The following is a 23902-nucleotide window of genomic DNA, read 5'->3' as shown; positions in this document are numbered from 1 at the left end:
ATGTCGCCATATCAGCACTGAACGCTACCCTCACTCGCGTGAAGCACTCCACCACCCAACAGACACGACGCGGCCACCGGGGCCCCGCCCGCCAGCTCGGCCGCACGCTCGCCCTCGTCCTGCCCGTCGTCCTGGTGCTCTCCGGGACCCTCGCGGTCACCCGGGTCAACTGGTCGGGGAACCCCTCGGACTCGGTGCTCACCGCGACCGACGTCTCGACCGCGGGGTCCAGGAACGCCACTCCACGCGCCCCGCAGGACGTGCTGCGCGACCAGCTGCTGACCGAGCTGCAGGAGAAGAACCCGGGCGTCGCCCTGACCCACCTCCAGCAGGCCGTGGACGAGCGCCCGTCCCTGGCGCGGCACTGTGCCTCGATCGCCCGCGCCCTCGGCCGTGCCGCGGTGCGGGTGTACGGTCCGACGCGCGCCCAGTCGTACTCCCGCCCCGTCTGCGACACCGCCTTCGCCTCGGGTGTGGCGGCCGCGCATCGTTGATCACCTGGTTCATCGGACGGTGACGGCCGAAGGGCGACGGTTGCCGGCGAATGCCGTGAGCGGGGCGCCGCGTACAGTTCGTTCATGACTGATCCGAACGCCGCGTCCCGCCCCGTTCAAGCCGTCGTCCTGGCCGGGGGCCAGGGGTCCCGGCTGCGTCCCTACACCGACGACCGGCCCAAGCCGATGGTCGAGATCCCCGGCACGGGGACGCCGATCATCGGCCATCAGCTCACCTGGCTCGCCGAGGAGGGCGTGACGGACGTGGTGGTCAGCTGCGGCCACCTCGCCGACGTCCTGCAGGACTGGCTGAAGACGGCCGACCTGCCCGTGCGTGTCACGACCGTCGTGGAGACGGAGCCGCTCGGCCGCGGCGGCGGCCTGAAGTACGCCGCCGCGCACCTGCCGCACCCCGATCAGTCCTGGTACGCCACCAACGGCGACATCTGGACGCGCTTCTCGCTGCGCGACATGGCGGACTTCCACACCGAGCGCGACGCCGTCGCGACGCTCGCCCTCGCGCGCCCCCGCATCCCGTGGGGCGCGGTGAAGACCGACGGCTTCGGGCACATCACCGACTTCATCGAGGCCCCGCCGTCGACCTTCGAGATCAACGCGGGCGTCTACGTCTTCTCCCCCGCCTTCGCCGCCCTCCTGCCCGAGCGCGGCGACCACGAGCGCACCACGTTCCCCCATCTGGCCCGAGAGCGCCGGCTGGCCGGTTTCCCGATCCCGCAGGGGGCGTACTGGCGCGCCATCGACACGGCGAAGGACCTCACGGAGGCCGCGAAGGAACTGGCGGCACTGGGCCGCTGAGACCGCCCGTGCCGTTTCCCGTGTACGGCCCGTGAGCCCGGCGGGCACGACGAGGGGCCCTGGACGTCGATCCGTCCAGGGCCCCTCGTCGTACTCGGCGTCGTGCGGTGGCAGCCGGTGGGCGGGGTGCCGGGAACCCGCCCACCGCACCGGTCATCCCAGCAGGCCGCCCACCAGGCCCTCGTCGCCGGAGCCGGAGCCGCCGCTGCCGGAACCGCCGGTCGAGCCGCCGCCGGAGGACGGTCCACCGGAGGTCGGGCCGGTGCTGGTGCTGGGCGCCTGGTCGACCGGCGTGGACTGCTGGGGCGGGGCCTGTCCCCCCGTGCCCTGCGTCTGGCTGGGCGTCCCCACGCCCGCGTTGCCCGTGTCGCTGGTGGCGCCCGGCGTGGTCGCGGCGCCCGACGGGGTGGCCGTGCCCGACGTGGCGCCCTGGGTGGGCGAGTTGGACGCCGACGGCGTCCTCCTGTGCCGCTGGTCGGACTCCTGCGGGAGCGGGGAGCCGGGCAGTTCGTTGCGGGGCGCCTCACCGGGGCCGGGGACGACCACACGGTCCGCGTCGCGGACCGCACCGCCCAGCAGGGAGCCGATCAGAAGGGTGAGGCCGGTGACGATCACCGTGACCAGGGCACCGCGGCGCAGTACGTACTGGCGCAGCTCCCAGATGTCGGAGCGGGGGCCGAGACGCCGCCAGGCCATTCCCGCGAGGCGGCCGTCGATGGAGTACACCGGGGCGCCCGCGATGATCAGCGGGGACCACGCGGCGAGGTAGATGATGTCCGGGGCGTCGTAGACCGGGACACTCTTCCAGCTCACGGTGACCAGGAGCGCGGCCGACAGCAGCGCACCGACGACCGCGGCAACCCGCTGCCAGCAGCCCAGGACCGTGAGCACGCCCACGATGACCTGGAAGAAGGCGATGACGAGACCGGAGCCGATGGGGTGCTCCAGGGCGAACTGGCGCAGCGGCTCGGCGACCTCCCACGGGTGCAGGGTGTTGAGCCACGTCACCATCGAGCCGCGCTTGCCGCCGTCGAAGTAGACGGGGTCGCAGAGCTTGCCCATGCCGGCGTAGATGGAGATGAAGCCGAGGAAGACGCGCAGCGGCAGCAGGACGACACCGAGGTTCATCCGGCGGCCGGGGTAGTAGGCGTGCCGTGCGGGGTCCTCGCCGTACCGCTTGTGCTGCGCACCGGACTCGTCCGGACCGCGGGCCTCGTCCTCGAACTGCTCGTCGTCGTAGACGAGTTCCTCGTCGTAGGCGCTCTCGACCGTGCGCATGTGGGGCAGCAGCCGCGTCTCGAGGGACTCGTGCGTGCGCTGCGCGCCGACCGTCGGCGTCTCGACGGTCTGCGTCAACTCGTCGTCGTAGCCCCGGTCGTAGCCGCCGACGTCGACGCGCGGGATGACCTGGGTGCCCCCGCCGAGGGGCGCCGTCTCGTCGCCGTGGCGGACGCTTCCGTCCCGCACCGCCTGGAGCAGGCGGTGGGCGCCGGTGTCGTCCGGCGCCGACGTGCCGTTCCAGACGGAGACCCGGCGGCGGGCGCCGGACGCGGCACCCGCTCTGCCGGCCGCGCCCACGGCGGGGATGCGGGTGGTGTCCTCGGTGGCGCTCAAGTGCCGTGCGATGCGCGGGGATTTGGTACGCCCGGTCGACGCGCCCAACAACACGCGGAAGCTCGCGTGATTGACGATGATCTGCGCCGGATCGCTCGGCACCTTCACCATGCTCAGCGCGGGAGCGTCGTCGTATCCCGACGAGCGGTCCCCCGTGGGTGTGCGGGGTGTTCTGGTGTCCACACTCAACTAACCGAGTGACGTGACGTTAGGACACTGCCTTGACCGGCCGGATCTGTCCGGACTCCGTCAAAGATGCGCAGGTCGCACCACTGCCACCAGAATTACCCCGTACGGGTGAAACGACGGACGCGTGTTCAGCCGCGCCGACGTGCCGCCTCGTAGAGCACGATTCCCGCCGCCACACCGGCGTTGAGCGACTCCGCGCCACCGGGCATCGGGATGCGGACTCGGAAGTCGCACGTCTCGCCGACGAGCCGGGACAGGCCCTTGCCCTCGCTGCCCACGACGATGACGACCGGGCCCTGCAGGGCTTCCAGCTCGCCGATCTCGTGCTCGCCGTCGGCGGCGAGGCCGACGACCACGATGCCCGCCTTCTTGTACGCCTCCAGGGCGCGGGTGAGGTTGGTGGCGCGGGCGACCGGGGTGCGGGCCGCCGTACCGGCGGACGTCTTCCAGGCACCGGCGGTCATGCCGGCCGCGCGGCGCTCGGGCACGACGACGCCGTGGCCGCCGAAGGCGGAGACCGAGCGGACGACGGCACCGAGGTTGCGCGGGTCGGTCACGCCGTCGAGGGCGACGATGAGCGGGTCCTCGCCGTCGTCGTAGGCGGCGCTCGCCAGGTCCTCGGGGTGGGCGTACTCGTACGGCGGGACCTGGAGGACCAGGCCCTGGTGGTTGAGGCCGTTGGTCATGCGGTCCAGCTCGGGGCGCGGGGCCTCCATGAGGTTGATGCCGCCGCGCTCGGCGGCGAGCTGGAGGGCCTCGCGGACGCGCTCGTCGTTGTCGATGAACTGCTGGACGTACAGGGTGCTCGCGGGCACGCCCTCGCGCAGCGCCTCGACGACCGGGTTGCGGCCGACGACCAGCTCGGACGAGGACTTGCCGCCGCGGCCACGCGGCGCGGGACGGCGGACGGCCTGCTTCGCCTTGGCGCCGGCGATGCGGTTCTTCTTGTGTCCCTTGCGCATCTCGGCGGGCGGGGTCGGGCCCTTGCCCTCAAGACCCTTGCGTCGCTGGCCGCCACTGCCGACCTGCGCGCCCTTCTTGCCGGACATGCGGCGGTTGTTCGCGGCCATGACCTACCTGTCTGTCGTGAGCGTTCGAATGTGCGTCTATGCAGTGTGCCGCCCGGAGGGCCGGGCGGCACAATCGATCTTCCCGGGCCTGAGCCCGGTCAGCGCGGCCCGAGGCTCCAGCGCGGGCCCTGCGGGCTGTCCTCGATGACGAGGCCGGACTGGCTCAGCTGGTCGCGGATGGCGTCCGCGGTGCCCCAGTCCTTGCGGGAGCGGGCCGCCTCGCGCTGGTCGAGGACCATGCGGACCAGGGTGTCGACCACGCCGTGCAGATCCTCGCCGCGGTCGGTCTCGCCGGCCCACTGCGCATCGAGCGGGTCCAGACCGAGGACGCCGAGCATGGCGCGCACCTCGGCGAGGCGGGCCACCGCGGCTTCCTTGTCGTCGGCGGCCAGCGCGGAGTTGCCCTGCCGGACGGTGGTGTGCACGACCGCCAGAGCCTGCGGGACGCCGAGGTCGTCGTCCATCGCCTCGGCGAAGGCGAGCGGCACCTCGGCGGACGGTTCGACGACTCCCGCCTTCTCCACCACGCGCTGCACGAAGCCCTCGATGCGCGCGAACGCCGACTCGGCCTCGCGCAGGGCGTCCTCGCTGTACTCGATGGTGGAGCGGTAGTGCGGGGTGCCCAGGTAGTAGCGCAGGACGATCGGGCGCCACTGCTTGACCATCTCGGACACCAGCACGCTGTTGCCGAGCGACTTCGACATCTTCTCGCCGCTCATGGTGACCCAGGCGTTGTGCACCCAGTACCGGGCGAACTCGTCGCCGTAGGCCTTGGCCTGGGCGATCTCGTTCTCGTGGTGCGGGAAGATCAGGTCGAGGCCGCCGCCGTGGATGTCGAAGGCGGAGCCCAGGTACTTGTGCGCCATCGCCGAGCACTCCAGGTGCCAGCCGGGTCGGCCGCGGCCCCAGGGCGTCTCCCAGTCGGGCTCACCCGGCTTGGCGGCCTTCCACATCGCGAAGTCGCGCGGGTCCCGCTTGCCGGTGATGCCCTCCTCGGTGGGCTGGCGCATCTCGTCGAGGTCCTGCCGGGACAGCTCCAGGTAGGAGGGCCAGGAGCGGACGTCGAAGTAGACGCTGCCGTCCGCCTCGTAGGCGTGGCCGCGCTCGATGAGGCCGCGCATCATCTCGACCATCTCGGTGATGTGACCGGTGGCGCGGGGCTCGTACGTGGGCGGGAGGCAGCCGAGGGCGGTGTAGCCGTCGGTGAAGGCGCGCTCGTTCTCGTAGCCGATGGACCACCAGGGGCGGTTCTGCTCGACCGACTTGTTGATGATCTTGTCGTCGATGTCCGTTACGTTCCTGATGAACGTCACGTCATAGCCGCGGTACGCGAACCAGCGGCGCATGATGTCGAAGTTGAGCCCCGAGCGGATGTGCCCGATGTGCGGTGCGGCCTGCACGGTGGCGCCACACAGGTAGATCGAGACGCAGCCCGGCTGGAGCGGGGTGAAGTCACGGATCTGCCGGGCGCTGGTGTCGTACAGCCGAATAGTCACGGCACCTAGGGTAGTGGGCCGGTGGGGGTGCGGGGAGCAGTGCCCCGTTTGTCGCGTCCCGCGCCCCCGGGTCGACACCCCCGCCTCAGCCGGTGCGGACGACCAGCGCCGTCGCCACCGCCATCAGGCCCTCGTCCCGGCCGGGGAAGCCCAGGCCGTCCGTGGTCGCGCCCGACACCGACACGGGGGCTCCCGCCGCCTCCGACAAGATCTTCTGGGCCTCGTCGCGCCGCTTGCCGATCTTGGGGCGTGGGCCGACGACCTGAACCGCGATGTTGCCGATGCGAAAGCCCGCCTCGCGCACGATCCGCGCCGCCTCCGTGAGGAGTACGACCCCGGAGGCGCCGGACCACTCGGGCCGCCCGGTGCCGAAGTGCTGTCCCAGGTCACCGAGGCCCGCCGCCGAGAACAGCGCGTTGCAGGCGGCGTGCGCGACGACATCGGCGTCGGAGTGCCCGGCGAGTCCCGGCCCCTCGCCCTCCCACTTCAGGCCGGCGCACCACAGCTCCCGGCCCTCCTCGAAGGCGTGGATGTCGGTGCCGATGCCCACCTGGGGCAGTGCCGGCAGCAGCTCAGAAGCCATCGTTCAGCCTCCGGCGCGCCAGAACCGCCTCGGCCAGCACCAGGTCCAGCGGGCGCGTGACCTTGAAGGCCTCCTCGTGGCCGGGGACGACCACGACCGTCTGCCCGAGCTGCTCGACCATGCCGGCGTCGTCCGTGACGTCGCCGGTCACCGTCTCGTGCGCCCGGATCAGCGTCGCGCGGTCGAAGCCCTGCGGCGTCTGCACGGCCCGCAGGCGGGCGCGCGGCGGTGTGGCCACCACCGGTTCGGGCTCGCCCTCGGCGGTGGCCGGCTCGACCTCCTTGACGGTGTCCGCGAGCGGCAGGGCGGGGACCACGGCCGTCGCTCCGTCGCGCACCGCCTCGATCACCGTGTCCACCGTGTCCACGGGGACCAGCGGGCGGGCGGCGTCGTGCACCAGCACGATGTCGTAGTCGGGCGGGAGCGCGTCCAGGCCGAGCCGCACGGACTCCTGGCGGGACTCCCCTCCGGGGACGACCAGGAAGTCGGTGCGCTCGGGCAGGGCGTGCGCGTCGAGCAGCGACTTGACCTCGGCGGCGCCGTCGGGCGGGGCCACGACGACCACGAGGGAGACGGCTCGGGAGGCGGCCATCGCGCGCACGGCGTGGATGAGCATGGGTGTGCCGTTCAGCGCGCGGAGCGCTTTGGGGGCGCCCGGACCGAGGCGTACGCCCCGGCCGGCGGCCGGGATCACGACGGCCGTTCGGGCGCCGGAGCGGGCCGCGCCAAGGACTTCCGAGGGCGAAGGAAGCGAAACGTCAGACATCGGTTCCTGTCAGGTTTGTGTGCTCGGCCTACGTGGGTATGGCCCTGGAGGTACCCCCTGCTCGTGGAGCTCGGGGAAGTGCCGGGTGGGCCGTCTTGACCGGACCCCTTCCGTGACAGCGGTCGAGCAGCCGCCCGGCCCGGCACGCCGAGTATCGGGGGACACCCCCGAGGGGGGATGTACAGCGCCTGTGAGCGAACATGCCACAGCGCCCGGCGACGGCTGTTGCGTCATCGGGCACCGCGGCACTTTTTTGAAGAAATTCAGCACTGTGCTGAACCGAGGCGGATGGATCGCGTCAGGACGCGAGAACCTCGTCGAGCAGGGCCTCGGCCTTGTCCTCGTTGGTGTTCTCCGCGAGAGCGAGCTCGCTCACCAGGATCTGGCGGGCCTTGGCGAGCATGCGCTTCTCACCTGCGGAGAGTCCACGCTCACGCTCACGACGCCACAGGTCACGCACGACTTCCGCGACCTTGATGACGTCGCCGGAGGCGAGCTTCTCCAGATTTGCCTTGTAGCGACGCGACCAGTTCGTGGGCTCCTCGGCGTACGGCGCGCGCAGCACCTCGAAGACCCGGTCCAGCCCGTCCTGACCGACCACATCACGCACGCCGACGAACTCCGCATTGTCCGCTGGCACACGTACCGTCAGGTCACCCTGGGCGACCTTCAGCACCAAGTAGGTCTTGTCCACGCCTTTGATCTGGCGAGTTTCGATGGCCTCGATCAGCGCGGCCCCGTGATGGGGATAGACCACGGTGTCGCCAACCTTGAACGTCATGTGACAGGTACCCCTTCCGTGGCTATCCAGGGTAACACGGATACGGCGTCTACTGAATGGCGTTTTCGCAGGTCAGGGCATATCTCGGGGCTTGACAAGTCCGACAGGAACGTGCTGCGCAGGCCGAGCGGAAGAATGTATTCGCAGGTCGGAGGGGCTCTTCGGGCGAGGTGAAACGCGTACGTTACACACATCCGGAGGCACCTTCGAGCGGCCGAACGTCCACATATGTCCGGTTCCAAGTGTGCGACTTCCGCTACTCCGTTCGGCGTCCGGAGTCGGGTACCGGACGTTTCCGGAATTGATCACGGCCGGGCCGGCGGCACACTCGGTGATCAATTCCGGTGGGGTCGCGTATTCCTTCACCGAGGTTTTGCGCGCGGACTTGCGAGGCGCTAATGCGAATGGCGGACGAGAGCGCGGGCAATGTGACCGGCGGCTCACTTGTGGGTGACGGTCGGATGCCGGAAGACGTACGAAGAGGTGCTTCCTCGGCACTTCGGCCGCTCAGGGGAGGGTCGGGTGCGGCGGCGCGGGAACGGCTCGGTAACCTAAGGCCGCTGACAGACACTTAGGGCGGCTTTATGCAGCCCGCCCCGTTCGAGTCAAGGAGTTGCCGCCGCCGTGAGCAGCAGCCTTCGACGCGGTGCCCTCGCCGCCGCCGCCATCGCGTTCTCGATCGCCTCGCTCGCCGCGTGCGGTGCCGGCAACAACGCCCAGACGCTGGAGATCAAGCCCGACAACGCGGCCACCTCCGTCGGCGACATCGAGATCCAGAACGCCGTGGTCATCACCCAGCCGGACCTGGAGTCGACCGGCCCGGCCGCGATCTCCGCGACCCTGTTCAACTCCGGCAGCACCCCGCAGACGCTGGACGCGATCAAGGTGGACGGCACCGACAAGACCGCCCAGCTCAAGCCCGCCAAGGGTGGCAGCCTGACCATCCCGGCCGGCGGATCGCTGATCCTGGGCGGCAAGGACAACGCCGCCGCGGTGCTGCCGAGCAGCCGTGAGGCGGTCCAGGACGGCAACGCCCAGAAGATCACCTTCACCTTCAGCAAGACCGGTGACGTGAGCCTGCGCGCGTTCGTCGTCCCGGCCGAGCACTACTTCAAGGAGTGGGGCCCGACCGAGGTTCCCGCGGCGCCGGGCGCGTCGGCCTCGCCGAGCGGCTCACCGGCCGCCGGCACCGACCCGAGCGGCACGGCCTCCCCGGGCGGGGCGGCCACGTCGAGCGCCGGGGCGGAAGCCGGGCACGAGGCCGGCACGAGCGCCGGCAGCGGCGCCGGAGCGGCGTCCCCGTCCGACAGCGCCTCGCACACGGCTGCCGGTCACTGAGCTGCCGTACGGCAGCTGCACGGCCGTAGAAGAAAGGCGGGACCCCCCGTTCGGGGGGTCCCGCCTTTCTTCTACGGTGGCCGGGTACGCGCTCGGGCCTACGGCTCGAACTTGTAACCGAGGCCGCGCACCGTCACCAGGTACCGCGGCGCGCCCGGGTCCGGCTCGATCTTGGCGCGCAGACGCTTGACGTGGACGTCGAGGGTCTTGGTGTCACCGACGTAGTCGGCGCCCCAGACGCGGTCGATGAGCTGCATCCGGGTCAGTACGCGGCCGGCGTTGCGCAGGAGCATCTCCAGCAGGTCGAACTCCTTGAGCGGAAGGTCGACCTTGGAGCCGGAGACCGTGACCACGTGACGGTCGACGTCCATCCGGACCGGGCCCGCCTCCAGGGCGGCCGGTGTCACCTCCTCCGGCTCGCCGCGGCGGCGCAGGACGGCCCGGATACGAGCGACCAGCTCGCGCGAGGAGAACGGCTTGGTGACGTAGTCGTCGGCCCCTATTTCCAGGCCGACGACCTTGTCGATCTCGCTGTCCTTGGCGGTCACCATGATCACCGGGACATTGGAGCGGCCGCGCAGCTGACGGCACACCTCCGTGCCGGGCAGCCCCGGCAGCATCAGGTCGAGGAGGACGAGATCGGCGCCGTTGCGCTCGAACTCGTCGAGGCCGTCGGGCCCGGTGGTCGCGACGGCGACCTCGAAGCCCTCCTTGCGGAGCATGTACGACAGGGCGTCGGAGAAGGACTCCTCGTCCTCGACGACGAGCACACGGGTCACGGAAGGACCTCCGGGGCGGAAAGCGTTTCGTACGCGGTGGTGTCAGGGGGTGAGTCGGGGGATGTGCGGGAGCGGGCGCCGGTGGGCTGTCCGGCCTCGTCGTCGAGGTCGGGGTGCTGCTGAGCACGGTCGCGGGCCGCACCGGCCTCCGGCAGCCGCAGGGTGAAGGTGGAGCCCTGTCCCTCGGAGCTCCACACCGTGACCTCCCCGCCGTGCGAGGCGGCCACGTGCTTGACGATCGCGAGACCGAGGCCGGTGCCACCGGTGGCACGGGAACGGGCCGGGTCGACGCGGTAGAAACGCTCGAAGATGCGCTCCTTGTCCTTGTCCGAGATACCGATGCCCTGGTCGGTCACGGCGATCTCGATGAGGTCCCCGCCCGGCGCGGCGACCCGGCGGGCGGCGATGCCGACGCGGGTGCGGGCGGGCGAGTAGTTGACGGCGTTCTCGACGAGGTTGCCGAGCGCGGCGGCGAGCTGGCCGCGGTGGCCCCAGATGCTGAGCTCGGAGGTGCCCCCGGCGGCCATGGTGATCTGCTTGGTCCCGGCGGCGTGCCGGCAGCGGTCCATGGCCTCGGCGACGAGTTCGTCGACGCGGACGGGCTCGGCGTCCTCCAGCGGGTCGTCGTTCTGCACCCGGGAGAGGTCGATCAGTTCCTGCACCAGGTTGGTGAGCCGGGTCGCCTCGATCTGCATACGGCCGGCGAAGCGCTGCACGGCCTCCGGGTCGTCGGAGGCGTCCATGACGGCCTCCGACAGCAGGGAGAGCGCGCCGACCGGCGTCTTCAGCTCATGGCTCACATTGGCGACGAAGTCCCGCCGTACCGCCTCTATGCGCCTGGCCTCGGTGAGGTCCTCCACGAGGAGCAGGACCAGGCGGGAGCCGAGGGGCGCGACGCGCGCGGACACGGCGAGGGCCTCGCCGCGTCCGGTGCCTCGTCTCGGCAGGTCCAGCTCGACCTGCCGTATCTCACCGTCCCGTCTGGTGTCCCGGGCCATCTGGAGCATGGGCTCGACGGAGAGCTTGCCGCCGCGGACCAGGCCGAGGGCGTACGCCGCCGAGCTGGCCTTGACCACGCCGTCCCCTTCGTCGAGGACGACGGCGGAGGAGCGCAGCACCGACAGGACCGTGTCCACGCCGGGGGGCAGGACCGGGTCGGTGTGCAGGGAGGTCCGGGTGGGGCGCTTGAGGTCGCGTTCGCTCCAGCGGAACGCCAGCATGGCGATGACGCCGGTGAGTACCCCGGCGATCGCTGCAGCTGCGGCGACCGCCGCGTTCACGTCCATGAGTCCAGGTTAGGCATGGGGCAGGCGTCGGCCACAGCCGTCGGAGTGCGAGCTCGAACACTCGTCGCTCAGAGTTCACCTTGGAGCCAGAGATGGTTCATTTGGGGTGGCGGAAACAGACGCGTAGGGGCCGGATCGTGGGAGCGTCGGGTTCGCCCTGCCGGTTCGGCATGGAGATCACACTGACGGTTTCACGACAGTCCGACTGACGTTTTGACGACAGTCTTACTGTCTAAGTCACGACGGTAGGACTGTCGGTTTGACGGTTTGGCCGGTTTGACGACAAGACTGACGGGTCGGAGCGGACTGACGGATCGGTGGGCGGTGCGGACCGGCGGAGCGGACCGGACGGTCCGGCAACGGTTCCCGGCCCCCGGAACACCCGAGGCAGACGTAAGAGAGGGACTCCCTGATGCGGGACGCGTACCACGAGGAACTGGACTCGATCGGCGACAGTCTGGTCGAGATGGCCCGGCTGGTCGGGTCGGCGATCGGGCGCGCCACGACGGCGATCCTCGACTCCGACCTGAAGCTGGCCGAGAGCGTGATCGAGGCCGACCAGAAGGTCGACGATCTTCAGCACGACCTGGAGGCGCGGGCCATAGCGCTGCTCGCCCGCCAGCAGCCGGTCGCGACGGACCTCCGTATCGTCGTGACCTCGCTGCGCATGTCGGCCGACCTGGAGCGCTCGGGCGACCTGGCCCAGCACGTGGCCAAGCTCACGCGGCTGCGGTATCCCGAGCGGGCGATCCCGCAGGACCTGCACGCGACGATCCTGGAGATGGGCCAGCTCGCGCAGCGCCTGATGGCGAAGGCGGCCGAGGTGATCGTCACCAAGGACGTCGACCTCGCGCTCCAGCTGGAGCAGGACGACGACGCGATGGACCTGCTCCACCGCACCCTCTTCCAGCACCTGATGGACGAGCGCTGGAAGCACGGCATCGAGACGGCCGTCGACGTCACCCTGCTCGGCCGCTACTACGAGCGGTACGCCGACCATGCGGTGGCCGTGGCCAAGCGCGTGGTGTACCTGGTGACGGGCGAGCACGCGGACGAGCTCCAGGCGGACCTGCAGCCGGAGATCCAGCCGGCCTCGGGGGCCGAGGGGGCGTAGGCCTTCCGGGCGGGGCGTACGTAAGCCTCTGTGCGCCGTTGATGCGCCCAGGGACGCGGGCATGGAATGGGCACAGGCTCCAGCCTTGAGGAGGGACCATGGCCGAATCCCCCAACAGCGCCGGCACGACACCGGACCCCACGCAGGAACGCCCGACCGAGCAGTCCGCCGACATCAGAAGCCTCCCGCTCTTCGGCGCGTGCGGCTGCGGCTCGGGCTGCGGGTGCGGATGCCAGTCGGGGAACCCCTGCCAGTGCGGGTGAGGAAGCGGGCGGCGGGAGGGCCCACGGCGTAAGGCGCCCTGGATCTTGTACGACGCCTCGTACGACGCCGTGCGGCTGTACGGCGGTGAGGGGCCCCGGTGCGGCGACCGCACCGGGGCCCTTCTGCTGTGCCCGCCTCGCCTCGCTCACCATGCCGTGCGGGCGCAGCATGGAAGGAGAGCAGGTGAACGCACTCCGGGTTCAGAAAGGAGGTGCGGACACATGGCTCTGTACATGGACGTCCACCACGGGATGAAGGGCATCACGGCCGAGCAGCTGCGCGAGGCGCACAACGCCGACCTCGCCATCGAGGAGGACGAGCGCGTGCACTTCCAGCGGGCCTGGGCCGACCCCGAGTCCGGCGTCGTCTACTGCCTCTCCGAGGCGCCCTCGGCCGAAGCGGTCCAGCGCATTCACGAGCGGGCCGGGCACAAGGCCGACGAGGTCCATCCGGTTCCGCTGACGGTCTGAGGAGGGTCTGGGGAGTACCGAACAGTTGCAGGAGGCCCACGACGCCACTGCCGCCGTCGAGCATCAAGACGGGGCGGTAGGGATGGGGGACACTCGCGGCGTCGACGCCCGCCGATCACCTCACCTCACCCGATTCGGCAGATGACCGCTGTGGCGACGCCGGGTTCCTCGCCGTGGCGGTCGGCGAGGTCGTTCTCCGCCGGCTCCGACGGTGCGGGCGTCGGCACCTCGCACCCGGAGGGCGACTTGGGCGACGAGGACTTCGGCCGCGGACCCGAGGTCGGCTCGATCCCGTCGTCGATCGACTCCGTGAACGACCATCCACCGACGACCAGTACGAGCCAGCCACCGATCAGCCACGCTCTCGTACGCCCGCTCATCCCACCCCCGGCCCAGGTGCCCACGACAGGCGGCCAGTCTGCCAGTCGTCCGGCGCTCAAGTGGGTTGAGTCCGGGGCCGGTTACCGCTGAGTTTACAAGTGTGCGTAAGATCCTTCCCGACCAACGCACAGCCCTACATGGGGGAACAACCTATGACCAAGCGCTTTTCCGCCCTGGCCGTCTCCGCGGCCATCGTCGGAGGCCTCTTCATCACGTCGGCGCCCGCGCAGGCCGCGCCGTCGGCCGGCCAGAGCAAGGTTTCGGCCAAGGCCGCCATCACGTGCAACCCGAGCCAGATGCGCCAGCAGATCGCCGCCCTCAAGTCCAAGGCCGCGAAGCTCAAGCAGCTGGGCGAGCCCGCGGCGGCCCGGAAGGCGCTGAACGAGGCGGCGGCCCTGCAGAAGAGGCTCGACGCCTGCATCAAGGCCGACGAGGACGCGAGCAAGCCGTTCCCCGGCTAGTCCCCGGCTCTTCGCGATCACGCCCTCGACCCGCGCCACAAGCGCGGGGCGGGGGCGTTCGTACGTCGTCACCGCGCTCGACGGCACAACCGGCGGCGCGCTCACGACTCTGGGCCCGTGCCCCGTCGAGATCGCTGTCCCGGTGGGACTCCTGGCCGCCGTCCGGGGAGACACCAAGGCCCCTGCCCACGGATGAACCGCAGGCAGGGGCCTCGATCGTTCCGTGTTACTTCTTCTTGCCCTGGTTCTTGACCGCCTCGATGGCCGCCGCCGCGGCCTCCGGGTCGAGGTACTTGCCGCCGGGGGTGACCGGCTTGAAGTCGGCGTCGAGTTCGTAGTACAGGGGGATGCCCGTCGGGATGTTCAGGCCCGCGATGTCGGCGTCGGAGATGCCGTCCAGGTGCTTGACCAGGGCGCGCAGGCTGTTGCCGTGGGCGGCGACGAGGACCGTGCGGCCGGTCAGGAGGTCCGGGACGATGCCGTCGTACCAGTAGGGGAGCATGCGGACGACGACGTCCTTGAGGCACTCGGTGCGCGGGCGCAGCTCCGGCGGGATCGTCGCGTAGCGGGGGTCGGCGGACTGGGAGAACTCGGTGCCGTCCTCCAGCGGGGGCGGCGGGGTGTCGTAGGAGCGGCGCCACAGCATGAACTGCTCCTCGCCGAACTCGGCGAGGGTCTGGGCCTTGTCCTTGCCCTGGAGGGCGCCGTAGTGGCGCTCGTTCAGGCGCCACGAGCGGTGCACGGGGATCCAGTGGCGGTCAGCGGCCTCCAGGGCCAGCTGGGCCGTGCGGATCGCGCGCTTCTGGAGGGACGTGTGGACCACGTCGGGGAGAAGGTCGGCGTCCTTCAGGAGCTCGCCGCCGCGGACTGCCTCCTTCTCGCCCTTCTCGTTCAGGTTGACGTCCACCCAGCCGGTGAACAGGTTCTTCGCGTTCCATTCGCTCTCGCCGTGGCGGAGGAGGATCAGCTTGTACGGTGCGTCGGCCATGCGTCTGAGCGTAATCGAAGCCTTTGGCGGGGTGAGCCCCCCGTTCGAGGAGCGGACGGTTGACGGGATCTGTTAATTCGGTGGTCGCGCGCCGCGGCGGAGTCGTAAGTTGCGCATGCCGTTTTTGATTCTTACATCTGTGGGGGAGTACGCGTGTCCGTCGCCGCGCTGAGACGTGCCACCCGAGAATCCGTCTCCGGGCTGCCCCGTGAGTTCTGGTGGCTGTGGACCAGCACCCTGGTGAACCGGCTCGGCGCCTTCGTCGCCACCTTCATGGCCCTGTACCTGACCCTCGACCGCGGGTACTCCGCCTCCTACGCCGGTCTTGTCGCGGCGCTGCACGGACTGGGCGGGGTCGTCTCCTCCATCGGGGGCGGGGTCATGACCGACCGGCTCGGGCGGCGGCCCACGCTGCTGCTGGCGCAGGTCGCCACCGCCGTCTCCGTGGCGGTGCTGGGGTTCATGCACCACCCGGTCGCCATCGCCGCCGTCGCCTTCGTCGTCGGTGCGGCCTCCAACGCCTCCCGGCCCGCCGTGCAGGCGATGATGGCCGACATCGTCCGGCCCGAGGACCGGGTGCGGGCCTTCTCGCTCAACTACTGGGCGATCAACCTCGGCTTCGCCGTGTCCTCCATGGCCGCCGGTTTCATCGCCGAGGCCAGCTACCTGGCCGGGTTCCTCATCGAGGCCGGGATGACCATGGTGTGCGCGGTCGTCGTCTTCATGAAGGTGCCGGAGTCCCGGCCCGAGCGCACGGCCACCGAGAAGGCCGCCGAGGCGGAAATCGGACTCGGCACCGTGCTGCGTGACGGGCGCTTCATGGGCGTGGTCGGGCTGTCCTTCCTCGTGGCCCTCGTCTTCCAGCAGGGCTCGGTCGGGCTGCCGGTGGCCATGGGTGAGGCCGGGTTCTCCCCCGCCGACTACGGGCTCGCGATCGCCGTCAACGGTGTCCTGATCGTCGCCCTCCAGATCCCGCTCACGCGCTTCATCGAACGCCGCGACACCGGGCGGATCCTCGTCGTGTCGTCTCTGCTCGCCGGGTACGGCTTCGCGCTCACCGCGTTCGCGGGATCGGTCGGGACCGTCGCGCTGACGGTGTGCGTGTGGACGCTGGGCGAGATGCTGAACGCGCCGACCCAGACCGGCCTCGTCGTCCGCCTCTCCCCCGCCCAGGGGCGCGGCCGCTACCAGGGCATGTACACCCTGTCGTGGTCGGTGGCGGCCCTGGTGGCCCCCCTGATGTCCGGCTTCGTCATCGACCGCTGGGGCGCCGAGTGGCTGTGGGGCATGTGCGCCGTCGTCGGTACGGCGGCGGGGATCGGGTACGCGACGCTGATGCGGTGGATGCCGGCCGAGGAGCCGGCCTCCACCGTGACGCCGGCCGACGCGAAGCCGGAGGTCAGCGCGGCCTGAGCCACCGACCGGGCCCGCCGGGGGCCCTGGTGTGTCTCACGGATGCATGCGCGCCCCCTTCACCACCTTGTCCACCGCGTTCCTCGGCCCGTACACCGCCAGCCCCACCAGGTCCAGCTCCGCCGTGCCCACGGCCCGCACCGCCGCCCGGTTGTCGCGGTCGTTGCCCGTGGTGAACAGGTCGGAGGTGAACACCGCGCGCGGGAGGGAACGGGAGAGCACGCGCGCGTGAGCCGTCGTCAGCATCTCCTTCGTGCCCTCGAAGACCAGGACCGGCTGGCGGAACATCGGCAGGTACGCCACCGAGTCCGCGTCCTCGTACGGCTCCCCGATGACCTCGGGGACCTGCGTCCCAAGGCCGCTGACCAGGAAGGCGGTCACGTTCAGCCGCTGCCAGGGCTCCAGATCCTCGCGCAGCAGCACAGCGATCTTCGTGTCGAAACGGACCGGTGCCTCATCACTCACGGATGCCTCATCGCTCATAGGACGAGACTGGCGGCCGCCGTACGGCACGGTCTTGTACGTTCTTTGCATGGCCGCCGCCCGGAACCGCCAGGAAGTCTCCGCGTGGCGCCCCTCCGTCCCGGGCGTCACCGAGGTCTTCCACGCCCACTTCACCGAGTACGCCTACCCGATGCACGTCCACGAGGCCTGGACGCTGCTCATCGTCGACGACGGCGCCGTACGCTACGACCTCGACCGGCACGAGCACGGCACCCCGCACGACACGGTGTCCCTCCTCCCGCCGCACGTCCCCCACAACGGCTCCCCCGCCACCCCGCACGGCTTCCGCAAACGCGTCCTGTACCTGGACAGCACCCGGCTGGGCGAGGATCTGATCGGCCCGGCGGTGGACTCCCCCGACCTGCGGGACCCCGCCCTGCGGCTGTGCGTCGGCCAGTTGCACACGGCCCTCACCCATCCCGGCGACGAGCTGGAGGCGGACAGCAGGCTGACTCTCGTCAGCGACCGGTTGCGCAGCCACCTGCGTCCCGGGAGGCGCAGGGACGTCCCGCGTCGCGACCCGGTCCTCGCCCGTCGGCTGCGCGAGCTGCTCGACGAGCGCGTCGTGGCGGGCCTCGCCCTCGACGAGGCGACGCAGTTGCTGCACGCCCATCCCGCCCATCTCGTACGGTCGTTCAGCACGGCGTACGGCATCGCCCCGCACCAGTACCTGATGTCCCGCCGCGTCGAACGCGCCCGTCGCCTGCTCCTGGACGGCCGCTCACCCGCCGAGGTGGCCGCCGCGACGGGGTTCTACGACCAGTCCCATCTCACCAGGCACTTCCGGAAGCTGGTGGGCGTGCCGCCGGGGCGCTACCGCGGCAGCGCGCGCTGAGCGTCGTTCAGGTCGCGCGGGCGTTCAGTCGGCGGACCGCTTCGTCAGGTGGGCGAACGCGTCCAGGTTCCGCGTCGACTCACCGCGCGCCACGCGCCACTCGTACTCCTTGCGGATCGCGGAGGCGAACCCGAGTTCCAGGAGGGTGTTGAAGGCACCGTCCGCCGCCTGGAGCACCTGGCCGAGGAGGCGGTCGATCTCGTCGGCGGTCACGGCGGCCAGTGGGAGCTTGGCGGTGACGTAGACGTCGCCGAGCTGGTCGACGGCGTAACTCACGCCGTACAGCTTGAGGTTGCGCTCCAGGAGCCAGCGGTGGACGCGGCCCTCGTTCTCGTCGGGGTGGCGGATGACGAAGGCGTTCAGCGACAGCGAGTGGCGGCCCACGAGGAGGGAGACCGTCGTCGACAGTTTGTCGGTGCCGGGGAGTTTGACGACGTAGTTGCCGGGGGCCGGGCTCTCGAAGTCGAGTTCGGCGTCCTTCAGGGCTCCCTCGACGATCCGCGCCGCCTTCTGTTCGTCAGCCATGGTGCGAGCGTACGCGACGGCGGTGGGCCTGGGCCGCGGCCGTGTAGACGTCCGCCGTGGCGGCGGCCGCGGTGTCCCAGCCGAAGGACTGCGCGTGCCGGGCGGCGGCCTCGCCCATCCGCGGGGACAGGTGCGGGTCGTCGGCGAAGGCGCGCAGCACGCGCGCGTAGTCGGCCGGGTTGTGGCCCTGCACCAGGAAGCCGGTACGGCCGTCCCGTACGGCCACCGGGAGGCCGCCCACCGCTGCCGCCAGGACGGGGGTGCCGGCCGCCTGTGCCTCTATGGCCACCAGGCCGAAGGATTCGCTGTACGAGGGCATGACCAGCACGGATGCCGCGCGGAACCAGTCGGCGAGCTGCTCCTGACCGACGGGCGGGCGGAACCGTACGACATCCGCGATGCCCAGTCGGGCGGCGAGCTTCTGCAGGCCCTCGGGCTTGGCCATGCCGCTGCCGCTGGGGCCGCCGACGACCGGGACGACGACGCGGGAGCGGAGGTGGGGGTGCTCGTCCAGCAGCACGGCCACCGCGCGCAGCAGGATGTCGGGCGCCTTCAGCGGCTGGATACGGCCCGCGAACAGGGGGATCAGCGCGTCCTGCGGGAGGCCGAGGCGGGCACGGGCGGCTGCTCGGCCGTCGGCGGGCGTGAAGCGGTCCAGGTTCACGCCGGGGTGGACCACGGCGACCGTGTCAGGGTCGGCGGAGTAGTGCCGTACGAGTTCGTCGGCCTCTTCGGAGGTGTTGGCGATGAGGCGGTCCGCGGCGGCCACGATCTGGGTCTCGCCGATGACGCGGGCGGCGGGCTCGGGGGTGTCGCCGTCGGCCAGGTTGGCGTTCTTGACCTTCGCCATGGTGTGCATGGCGTGCACCAGGGGGGCGCCCCAGCGCTGGGCGGCGAGCCAGCCGACGTGGCCGGAGAGCCAGTAGTGGGAGTGGACCAGGTCGTAGTAGCCGGGGCGGTGACCGGCCCAGGCCTGCATCACGCCGTGGGTGAAGGCGCACAGCTGGGCGGGGAGGTCCTCCTTGTTGAGGCCCTCGTACGGGCCCGCGTCGATGTGGCGGACGAGGACGCCGGGGGCCAGCTGGACGGTGGGAGGGAGGTCCGTCGCCGTGGTGCGCGTGAAGATCTCCACCTCGATGTTGATCGCGGCGAGGCGCTGGGCGAGTTCCACGATGTAGACGTTCATGCCGCCGGCGTCGCCGGTGCCGGGCTGGTGGAGCGGTGAGGTGTGCACGGAGAGCATGGCTACGCGGCGGGGGCGGCGGTGCAGGCGCAGCCGGTGGGGGGCGGCCTGGGCGCGGCGCCCGAGCCTGCTCACGTACTGGCTCACGTGGCGTTCCTCCTTGCTGCGGGCATGCCGGGTGGAGGGTGTGGGCGCCCTCCAAGGCGGTGCAACGCCGGAGGGAGGGGTTCCCATTCCGGGCGGGGCGGTTTTTGCCTAGGCGTTACCGGGGGTCGCTCAACTGTTCGGGGGGTGGGTGGTCGGTGGCCTCTTGAGGGGGGCGGCGCCTGTGGCGCATCGGGATTGGGGGGTGTGTCGTGCCTGCGGCATGGCGGGGGTGGGGGGCGCGTTGCGCCGGTGGGGGTCAGGGGCGGGTGGGGTGCGCGTTGTGACTGCGGCACGCCGAGGGCGGTGGGGTGCGCGTTGTGACTGCGGCACGCCGAGGGCGGTGGGGTGCGCGTTGCGTCGGTGGGGGGTCGGGGCCGTGCCGGGGGGTGTCCGTCCTCGGGCCGGCGGTCGGGCGGCGACTGGAAGTGCTGTTTCTTGACGCCGGCCACTGCGGGCGGGCACCCCCCGGCACGGCCCCTTGCGCCGTCGGCGGCCGCGGGGCGGTGGGGGTACGGCCGTGAGCCGGAGGCGGGCGGGGCGGTGGGGGTACGGCCGTGAGCCGGAGGCGGGCGGGGCGCTGGGGGTGCGGCCGTGAGCCGGAGGCGGGCGGGGCGCTGGGGGTGCGGCCGTGAGCCGGGGGCGGGCGGGGCGGCCAGCTGGGCCGTGGGGGTGGTGCTCACTTGGGGTCGCGGGCGGCGCATACCCTCGTACGTATGAGTTCCCGCGCCTTTGCCCGACCTGTGGGCACCGTCACTCGCGGGACCACTAATCCGAATCGGCTGCGTCGGATGGACCGGTGGATCGCTCACACGTACGGGGCCGAGCTGCGGCGTGCGGGGGATCCGGTCGCCGTCGACCTCGGGTACGGGGCCGCCCCCTGGACCGCCGTGGAGCTGCTTGTGCGGCTTCGGATGGTGGCGCCGCGGGTGCGTGTGGTGGGTGTGGAGATCGAGCCCGCGCGGGTCGCCGCGGCGAAGCCGTACGAGCGGGAGGGGCTCGTCTTCCGGCACGGGGGGTTCGAGATCCCGATCCCGCAGCGGCCGACGCTCGTGCGTGCGGCGAATGTGCTGCGGCAGTACGAGGAGAGCGAGGTCGCGGCGGTCTGGGAGCGGTTGTGCGCGCGGCTCGCGCCCGCCGATCCGGCGACCGGGGGCCGTGGCGGGCTGCTCGTGGAGGGGACCTGTGACGAGATCGGGCGTCGGCACGTGTGGGTCGCGCTCGGGGCGGAGGGGCCCCGGACGGTGACCTTCGCGACGCGGCTGGGGTCGTTGGAGCGGCCTTCGGATCTCGCCGAGAGGCTGCCGAAGGCGCTCATCCATCGCAATGTCCCCGGCGAGCCGGTGCACGCCTTTCTGCGGGACTTCGACCGCGCCTGGGCCGCCGCGGCGCCCTACGCGTCGTACGGCGCGCGGCAGCGCTGGATCCGCGCGGTACGGGATCTCGCGGGCGACTGGCCGGTGGTGGACGGGCCGGTGCGGTGGCGGCAGGGGGAAGTGACGGTCCGGTGGGAGGCGTTGGCCCCACGGGGCTGACTTCGTGGCCCGATGGAACGATCTCCGTGAGTCGTTCGTCACAAAGGCGGGGAGATCGTCGTACCACGGAGGGCGCGGGGGAGAGAGTCACTGCCCCTGTCGTTTTGCGCCGTGGCATGGCACGATCCCCCAAGCGTCCGTATGTTACTGACGGTAAATCAGGTTTGGGGGAAGAGGTATGGGACGGGGCAAGCGCACCCTTCCGGTGGGCAGGCGCAGCGTCCTCGCCGCCGTGGCCGTCGTCTGCGCGGTCACCGTACTGGCGGCACCGGGCACGGCGTTCGCGGCACCCGATCCCAGCCCCAGCGCCTCCGCGGCGACCGTGTCGAACGAAGAGCTGGAGGCGGTCCGCCAGAAGCTCGAAAAGCTCTACCACGCCGCGTCCGTCGCCACCGACGAGTACAACGCCGCCGAGGAGGCGACCGAGAAGCAGTCCGCCCAGATCGTCGCGCTGGCCAAGCGGATCGTCGAAGGCAAGGAGAAGCTCGCCGAGTTGAAGAAGCGGGCCGGCGCCGCGGCCGCGGCCCAGTACCGCTCCGGCGGACTGCCCGACGAGGCCCATCTGATGCTCAGCGACGACCCGCGCGACTTCCTCGACGATGCCGGACGGGTGCTGCAGGGGCAGCGCGCGACCAAGGGACTGCTGGCCGAGATGGCCCGCACCCAGCAGGACTTGGAGCTGTACGCCAAGGACGCCTCCGCCCGGTGGCACAAGCTGGAGGCCGGCCGCAAGGCCAAGGCGGCGGCCCAGAAGAAGATCGAGAAGCAGATCGCGGAGGCCGAGAAGCTCGAATCCCGGCTGGAGAAGGAGGAGAAGGAACGCCTCGCCCAGCTGGAGGAGGCCGCGGCCCGCAAGGCGCAGACCGCCTGGCTGGACTCCGGCGTCCTGAAGGACCTCGACAGCAAGGCGTCGAAGCAGGGCCGCAAGGCGGTCGAGTACGCCTCCGAGCAACTCGGCAAACCGTACGAATGGGGCGCCGAGGGTCCGGAGACCTACGACTGCTCGGGGCTGACGTCGCAGGCCTGGGTGAGCGCCGGGCGCGGCATCCCGCGGACCTCCCAGGAGCAGTGGAGGCAGCTGAAGCGCATCGACATCGCGGACATGCGCCCCGGCGACCTCATCATCTACAACGCCGACGCCAGCCATGTGGCCATGTACATCGGCGACGGCGCGATCATCCACGCCCCGCGTCCGGGGCGGACGGTGACCGTCGCGGGGGCCGGCTCGATGCCCATCCTCGGGGTGGTTCGCCCGGATGCATGAGGATTCAGGGGGGCTTGTGACGGGTGCCTCGTGACGCCTGCCACGTGACCCACCCCACGTCACATCGCTCCGAAATCGGGCGCCGACGTGACCTTCGTCATCCCGAAGACACTTCCGCCCTGTCCAACTGCGGTAGGGAACGCGGCATATGACAGGGGCGAGCGTCAACGCGGCGTGGCTCACGCCATTCCGTTGCGGCGCCGACTACCGCTATGGTCCCCGTCGGTGGATCGAGGTCCCTCGTTCCCACCGTGCCCTCGGGGGGAGGGAAGGAACTCAAGACGATGCCCGTACCCATACCGCGGCAGAGAGCGATCCCGGCCGTGGAGAGTGGTCAGGCGCAGGCCGCATCCCCAGGCGGCACCTCCACGGAAGAGGCCCCGCGTAAGGAAGAAACGGTAGAGAACACCGCTCACACCAACCTGACGCTGCTGCTGATCGAGGACGATCCCGGCGGCTCGCCGATCGTGCCCGAACTCCTCGACTCGGCCGGCAAGCCGATCCGTGTGCGCACCGCCCGCAACCTCACCGAGGCCGAGCGGCTGCTCACCGACGACGTCCACTGCATCCTGCTGGACCTAGCCCTCCAGGCGCCCGGGCGTGCCACCGACGACGAGCTGGCCGTGCTCCGCCATGTCCTGGAGCTCGCGCCCCGGCACGCCGTCCTCGCCCTCACCGCCTCCGGAGACGCCGAGCGCGGCGCGGAGGCCGTGCGCGTCGGCGCTCAGGACTATCTCTTCCGGGACGAGCTGGACGGGCGGCTGCTGAGCCGGGCCATCCGGTACGCGGTGGAACGGAAACGTTCCGACACCGCCGAGCGACGGCTCGCCGAGGGCCGGATGCGGGCCCAGGAGAACCGCCGTCTGGAGCGCGGTCTGCTGCCGACGCCGCTGCTGGAGGGCTCCTCGCTGCGGTTCGCCGCCCGCTACCGCCCCGGGCGCTCGCGCGCGCTGCTCGGCGGTGACTTCTACGACGTCGTGCGCACCGCCGACGGCACCGTGCACGCCATGATCGGCGACGTCTGCGGCCATGGGCCCGACGAGGCCGCGCTCGGCGTGGAACTGCGGATCGCCTGGCGGGCGCTGACGCTGGCGGGGCTGTGCGGGGACGCGCTGCTCGGGACGCTGCAGCAGGTGCTGGAGCATGAGCGGTCCGACGACGAGATCTTCGCGACGCTCTGCACGGTGGACATATCACCGGACGGCCGACGGGCGGGGCTGTGCCTCGCGGGTCACCCCTCGCCGCTGCTGGCCCGGCCGGGTCGGGCGGCGCGGCTGCTGCCGTACGACAACAACGGGCCGGCGCTCGGGCTGCTGCCCGGCGCCCGGTGGCCTCGGATGCAGGTGGAGCTGGGCGCCGAGTGGAGCCTGATGCTCTACACCGACGGGCTGATCGAGGGACGCGTCGGTGACGGCCGCGAGCGGCTCGGCCAGGACGGCATGGTGGAGATGGTGCGCCGACAGCTGGGTGAGGGGCTGCGCGGCGAGGCACTGCTGCGGGCCGCGGTGAACGAGGTGCGCGACCTCAACGGGGGCGAGCTGACGGACGACGTGGCGGTGCTGCTGCTCGACCGAGGCGTGTGATCGGGGCCCGCCGACGAAGCCCCGCG

Annotated in this window: 24 protein-coding genes; 11 read left to right on the top strand and 13 right to left on the bottom strand. The window is 71.2% G+C overall.

Annotated features, from left to right (window positions below; all coding sequences use genetic code 11):
• Positions 1-38 precede the first annotated feature (38 nt).
• Positions 39-494 (top strand): hypothetical protein, encoded by a 456-nt coding sequence (locus tag ACFYNL_RS25965; RefSeq protein ID WP_388807390.1) that lies wholly within the window; start codon positions 39-41, stop codon positions 492-494.
• 84 nt (positions 495-578) lie between these two features.
• Complete coding sequence (locus ACFYNL_RS25960; protein WP_388807389.1) at positions 579-1310, top strand: NDP-sugar synthase; 732 nt, start codon at positions 579-581, stop codon at positions 1308-1310.
• Positions 1311-1463: 153 nt separating this feature from the next.
• On the opposite strand, the gene ACFYNL_RS25955 is transcribed toward ACFYNL_RS25960, so the two are convergent.
• The 6 genes from ACFYNL_RS25955 to ACFYNL_RS25930 form a co-directional block, all read right to left on the bottom strand.
• Entirely contained in the window at positions 1464-3107 is a 1644-nt protein-coding gene (locus tag ACFYNL_RS25955; protein WP_388807953.1) for a DoxX family membrane protein, read from the bottom strand.
• Positions 3108-3241: 134 nt separating this feature from the next.
• Entirely contained in the window at positions 3242-4183 is a 942-nt protein-coding gene (rlmB, locus tag ACFYNL_RS25950; RefSeq protein ID WP_388807388.1) for a 23S rRNA (guanosine(2251)-2'-O)-methyltransferase RlmB, read from the bottom strand.
• A gap of 98 nt (positions 4184-4281) precedes the next feature.
• Entirely contained in the window at positions 4282-5679 is a 1398-nt protein-coding gene (gene cysS / locus ACFYNL_RS25945) for a cysteine--tRNA ligase (protein WP_388807387.1), read from the bottom strand.
• 85 nt (positions 5680-5764) lie between these two features.
• The gene (ispF, locus tag ACFYNL_RS25940) at positions 5765-6262 is read right to left on the bottom strand and encodes a 2-C-methyl-D-erythritol 2,4-cyclodiphosphate synthase (protein WP_388807386.1); all 498 of its coding nucleotides are present in this window, start codon (positions 6260-6262) and stop codon (positions 5765-5767) included.
• Positions 6252-7028, bottom strand: a complete 777-nt coding sequence (gene ispD, locus ACFYNL_RS25935) for a 2-C-methyl-D-erythritol 4-phosphate cytidylyltransferase (RefSeq protein ID WP_388807385.1) — start codon at positions 7026-7028, stop codon at positions 6252-6254. Before ispD ends, ispF begins: the two co-directional genes overlap by 11 nt.
• 298 nt (positions 7029-7326) lie before the next feature.
• Positions 7327-7809, bottom strand: a complete 483-nt coding sequence (locus ACFYNL_RS25930; RefSeq protein WP_003953493.1) for a CarD family transcriptional regulator — start codon at positions 7807-7809, stop codon at positions 7327-7329.
• A gap of 624 nt (positions 7810-8433) precedes the next feature.
• On the opposite strand from ACFYNL_RS25930, the gene ACFYNL_RS25925 reads away from it, so the two are divergent.
• Complete coding sequence (locus ACFYNL_RS25925) at positions 8434-9147, top strand: DUF461 domain-containing protein (protein ID WP_388807384.1); 714 nt, start codon at positions 8434-8436, stop codon at positions 9145-9147.
• Between the two features lie 98 nt (positions 9148-9245).
• Here the strand turns inward: ACFYNL_RS25925 and ACFYNL_RS25920 are convergent, their stop codons facing one another.
• Together ACFYNL_RS25920 and ACFYNL_RS25915 are read right to left on the bottom strand one after the other, a co-directional pair.
• Positions 9246-9926: a response regulator transcription factor gene (locus tag ACFYNL_RS25920; protein WP_015659563.1), complete on the bottom strand. Its 681-nt coding sequence runs from the start codon at positions 9924-9926 to the stop codon at positions 9246-9248.
• Positions 9923-11212 carry a sensor histidine kinase gene (locus ACFYNL_RS25915; protein ID WP_388807383.1) on the bottom strand — a complete coding sequence of 430 codons (1290 nt, stop codon included), beginning with the start codon at positions 11210-11212 and terminating at the stop codon, positions 9923-9925. The genes ACFYNL_RS25920 and ACFYNL_RS25915 overlap by 4 nt, the downstream gene beginning before the upstream one ends.
• A gap of 412 nt (positions 11213-11624) precedes the next feature.
• On the opposite strand from ACFYNL_RS25915, the gene phoU reads away from it, so the two are divergent.
• On the top strand, positions 11625-12326 hold the full coding sequence (phoU, locus tag ACFYNL_RS25910; RefSeq protein WP_388807382.1) for a phosphate signaling complex protein PhoU: 702 nt from the start codon (positions 11625-11627) through the stop codon (positions 12324-12326).
• Between the two features lie 485 nt (positions 12327-12811).
• Complete coding sequence (locus ACFYNL_RS25905; protein ID WP_388807381.1) at positions 12812-13060, top strand: SCO4226 family nickel-binding protein; 249 nt, start codon at positions 12812-12814, stop codon at positions 13058-13060.
• 125 nt (positions 13061-13185) lie between these two features.
• On the opposite strand, the gene ACFYNL_RS25900 is transcribed toward ACFYNL_RS25905, so the two are convergent.
• Positions 13186-13440, bottom strand: coding sequence for a hypothetical protein (locus ACFYNL_RS25900; protein ID WP_388807380.1), 255 nt, complete (start codon positions 13438-13440; stop codon positions 13186-13188).
• 153 nt (positions 13441-13593) lie between these two features.
• Between ACFYNL_RS25900 and ACFYNL_RS25895 the strand changes: the two genes are divergently transcribed.
• Positions 13594-13902 carry a hypothetical protein gene (locus ACFYNL_RS25895; RefSeq protein ID WP_388807379.1) on the top strand — a complete coding sequence of 103 codons (309 nt, stop codon included), beginning with the start codon at positions 13594-13596 and terminating at the stop codon, positions 13900-13902.
• Positions 13903-14128: 226 nt separating this feature from the next.
• On the opposite strand, the gene ACFYNL_RS25890 is transcribed toward ACFYNL_RS25895, so the two are convergent.
• Positions 14129-14890, bottom strand: coding sequence for a phosphoglyceromutase (locus ACFYNL_RS25890; RefSeq protein ID WP_388807378.1), 762 nt, complete (start codon positions 14888-14890; stop codon positions 14129-14131).
• Between the two features lie 153 nt (positions 14891-15043).
• On the opposite strand from ACFYNL_RS25890, the gene ACFYNL_RS25885 reads away from it, so the two are divergent.
• Positions 15044-16303: an MDR family MFS transporter gene (locus ACFYNL_RS25885; protein WP_388807377.1), complete on the top strand. Its 1260-nt coding sequence runs from the start codon at positions 15044-15046 to the stop codon at positions 16301-16303.
• 36 nt (positions 16304-16339) lie between these two features.
• Here ACFYNL_RS25885 and ACFYNL_RS25880 read toward each other — a convergent pair whose 3' ends face one another.
• On the bottom strand, positions 16340-16786 hold the full coding sequence (locus tag ACFYNL_RS25880; protein ID WP_388807376.1) for a DUF2000 family protein: 447 nt from the start codon (positions 16784-16786) through the stop codon (positions 16340-16342).
• Between the two features lie 49 nt (positions 16787-16835).
• Between ACFYNL_RS25880 and ACFYNL_RS25875 the strand changes: the two genes are divergently transcribed.
• The gene (locus ACFYNL_RS25875) at positions 16836-17642 is read left to right on the top strand and encodes an AraC family transcriptional regulator (RefSeq protein ID WP_388807375.1); all 807 of its coding nucleotides are present in this window, start codon (positions 16836-16838) and stop codon (positions 17640-17642) included.
• Between the two features lie 24 nt (positions 17643-17666).
• On the opposite strand, the gene ACFYNL_RS25870 is transcribed toward ACFYNL_RS25875, so the two are convergent.
• Both ACFYNL_RS25870 and mshA read right to left on the bottom strand, forming a co-directional pair.
• Positions 17667-18167: a YbjN domain-containing protein gene (locus ACFYNL_RS25870; RefSeq protein WP_388807374.1), complete on the bottom strand. Its 501-nt coding sequence runs from the start codon at positions 18165-18167 to the stop codon at positions 17667-17669.
• Positions 18160-19497: a D-inositol-3-phosphate glycosyltransferase gene (mshA, locus tag ACFYNL_RS25865; protein ID WP_388807373.1), complete on the bottom strand. Its 1338-nt coding sequence runs from the start codon at positions 19495-19497 to the stop codon at positions 18160-18162. Before mshA ends, ACFYNL_RS25870 begins: the two co-directional genes overlap by 8 nt.
• A gap of 740 nt (positions 19498-20237) precedes the next feature.
• Between mshA and ACFYNL_RS25860 the strand changes: the two genes are divergently transcribed.
• From ACFYNL_RS25860 to ACFYNL_RS25850, 3 genes are all read left to right on the top strand, one after another.
• Entirely contained in the window at positions 20238-21029 is a 792-nt protein-coding gene (locus ACFYNL_RS25860) for a class I SAM-dependent methyltransferase (protein ID WP_388807951.1), read from the top strand.
• Positions 21030-21207: 178 nt separating this feature from the next.
• Positions 21208-22293, top strand: a complete 1086-nt coding sequence (locus ACFYNL_RS25855) for an NlpC/P60 family protein (RefSeq protein ID WP_388807372.1) — start codon at positions 21208-21210, stop codon at positions 22291-22293.
• Positions 22294-22577: 284 nt separating this feature from the next.
• Entirely contained in the window at positions 22578-23876 is a 1299-nt protein-coding gene (locus tag ACFYNL_RS25850) for a PP2C family protein-serine/threonine phosphatase (RefSeq protein ID WP_388807371.1), read from the top strand.
• Positions 23877-23902: the final 26 nt, after the last annotated feature.

The organism is Streptomyces sp. NPDC007808 (assembly GCF_042868655.1).
GTDB lineage: Bacteria > Actinomycetota > Actinomycetes > Streptomycetales > Streptomycetaceae > Streptomyces.
This window is presented reverse-complemented; position numbering and strand designations above follow the sequence as displayed.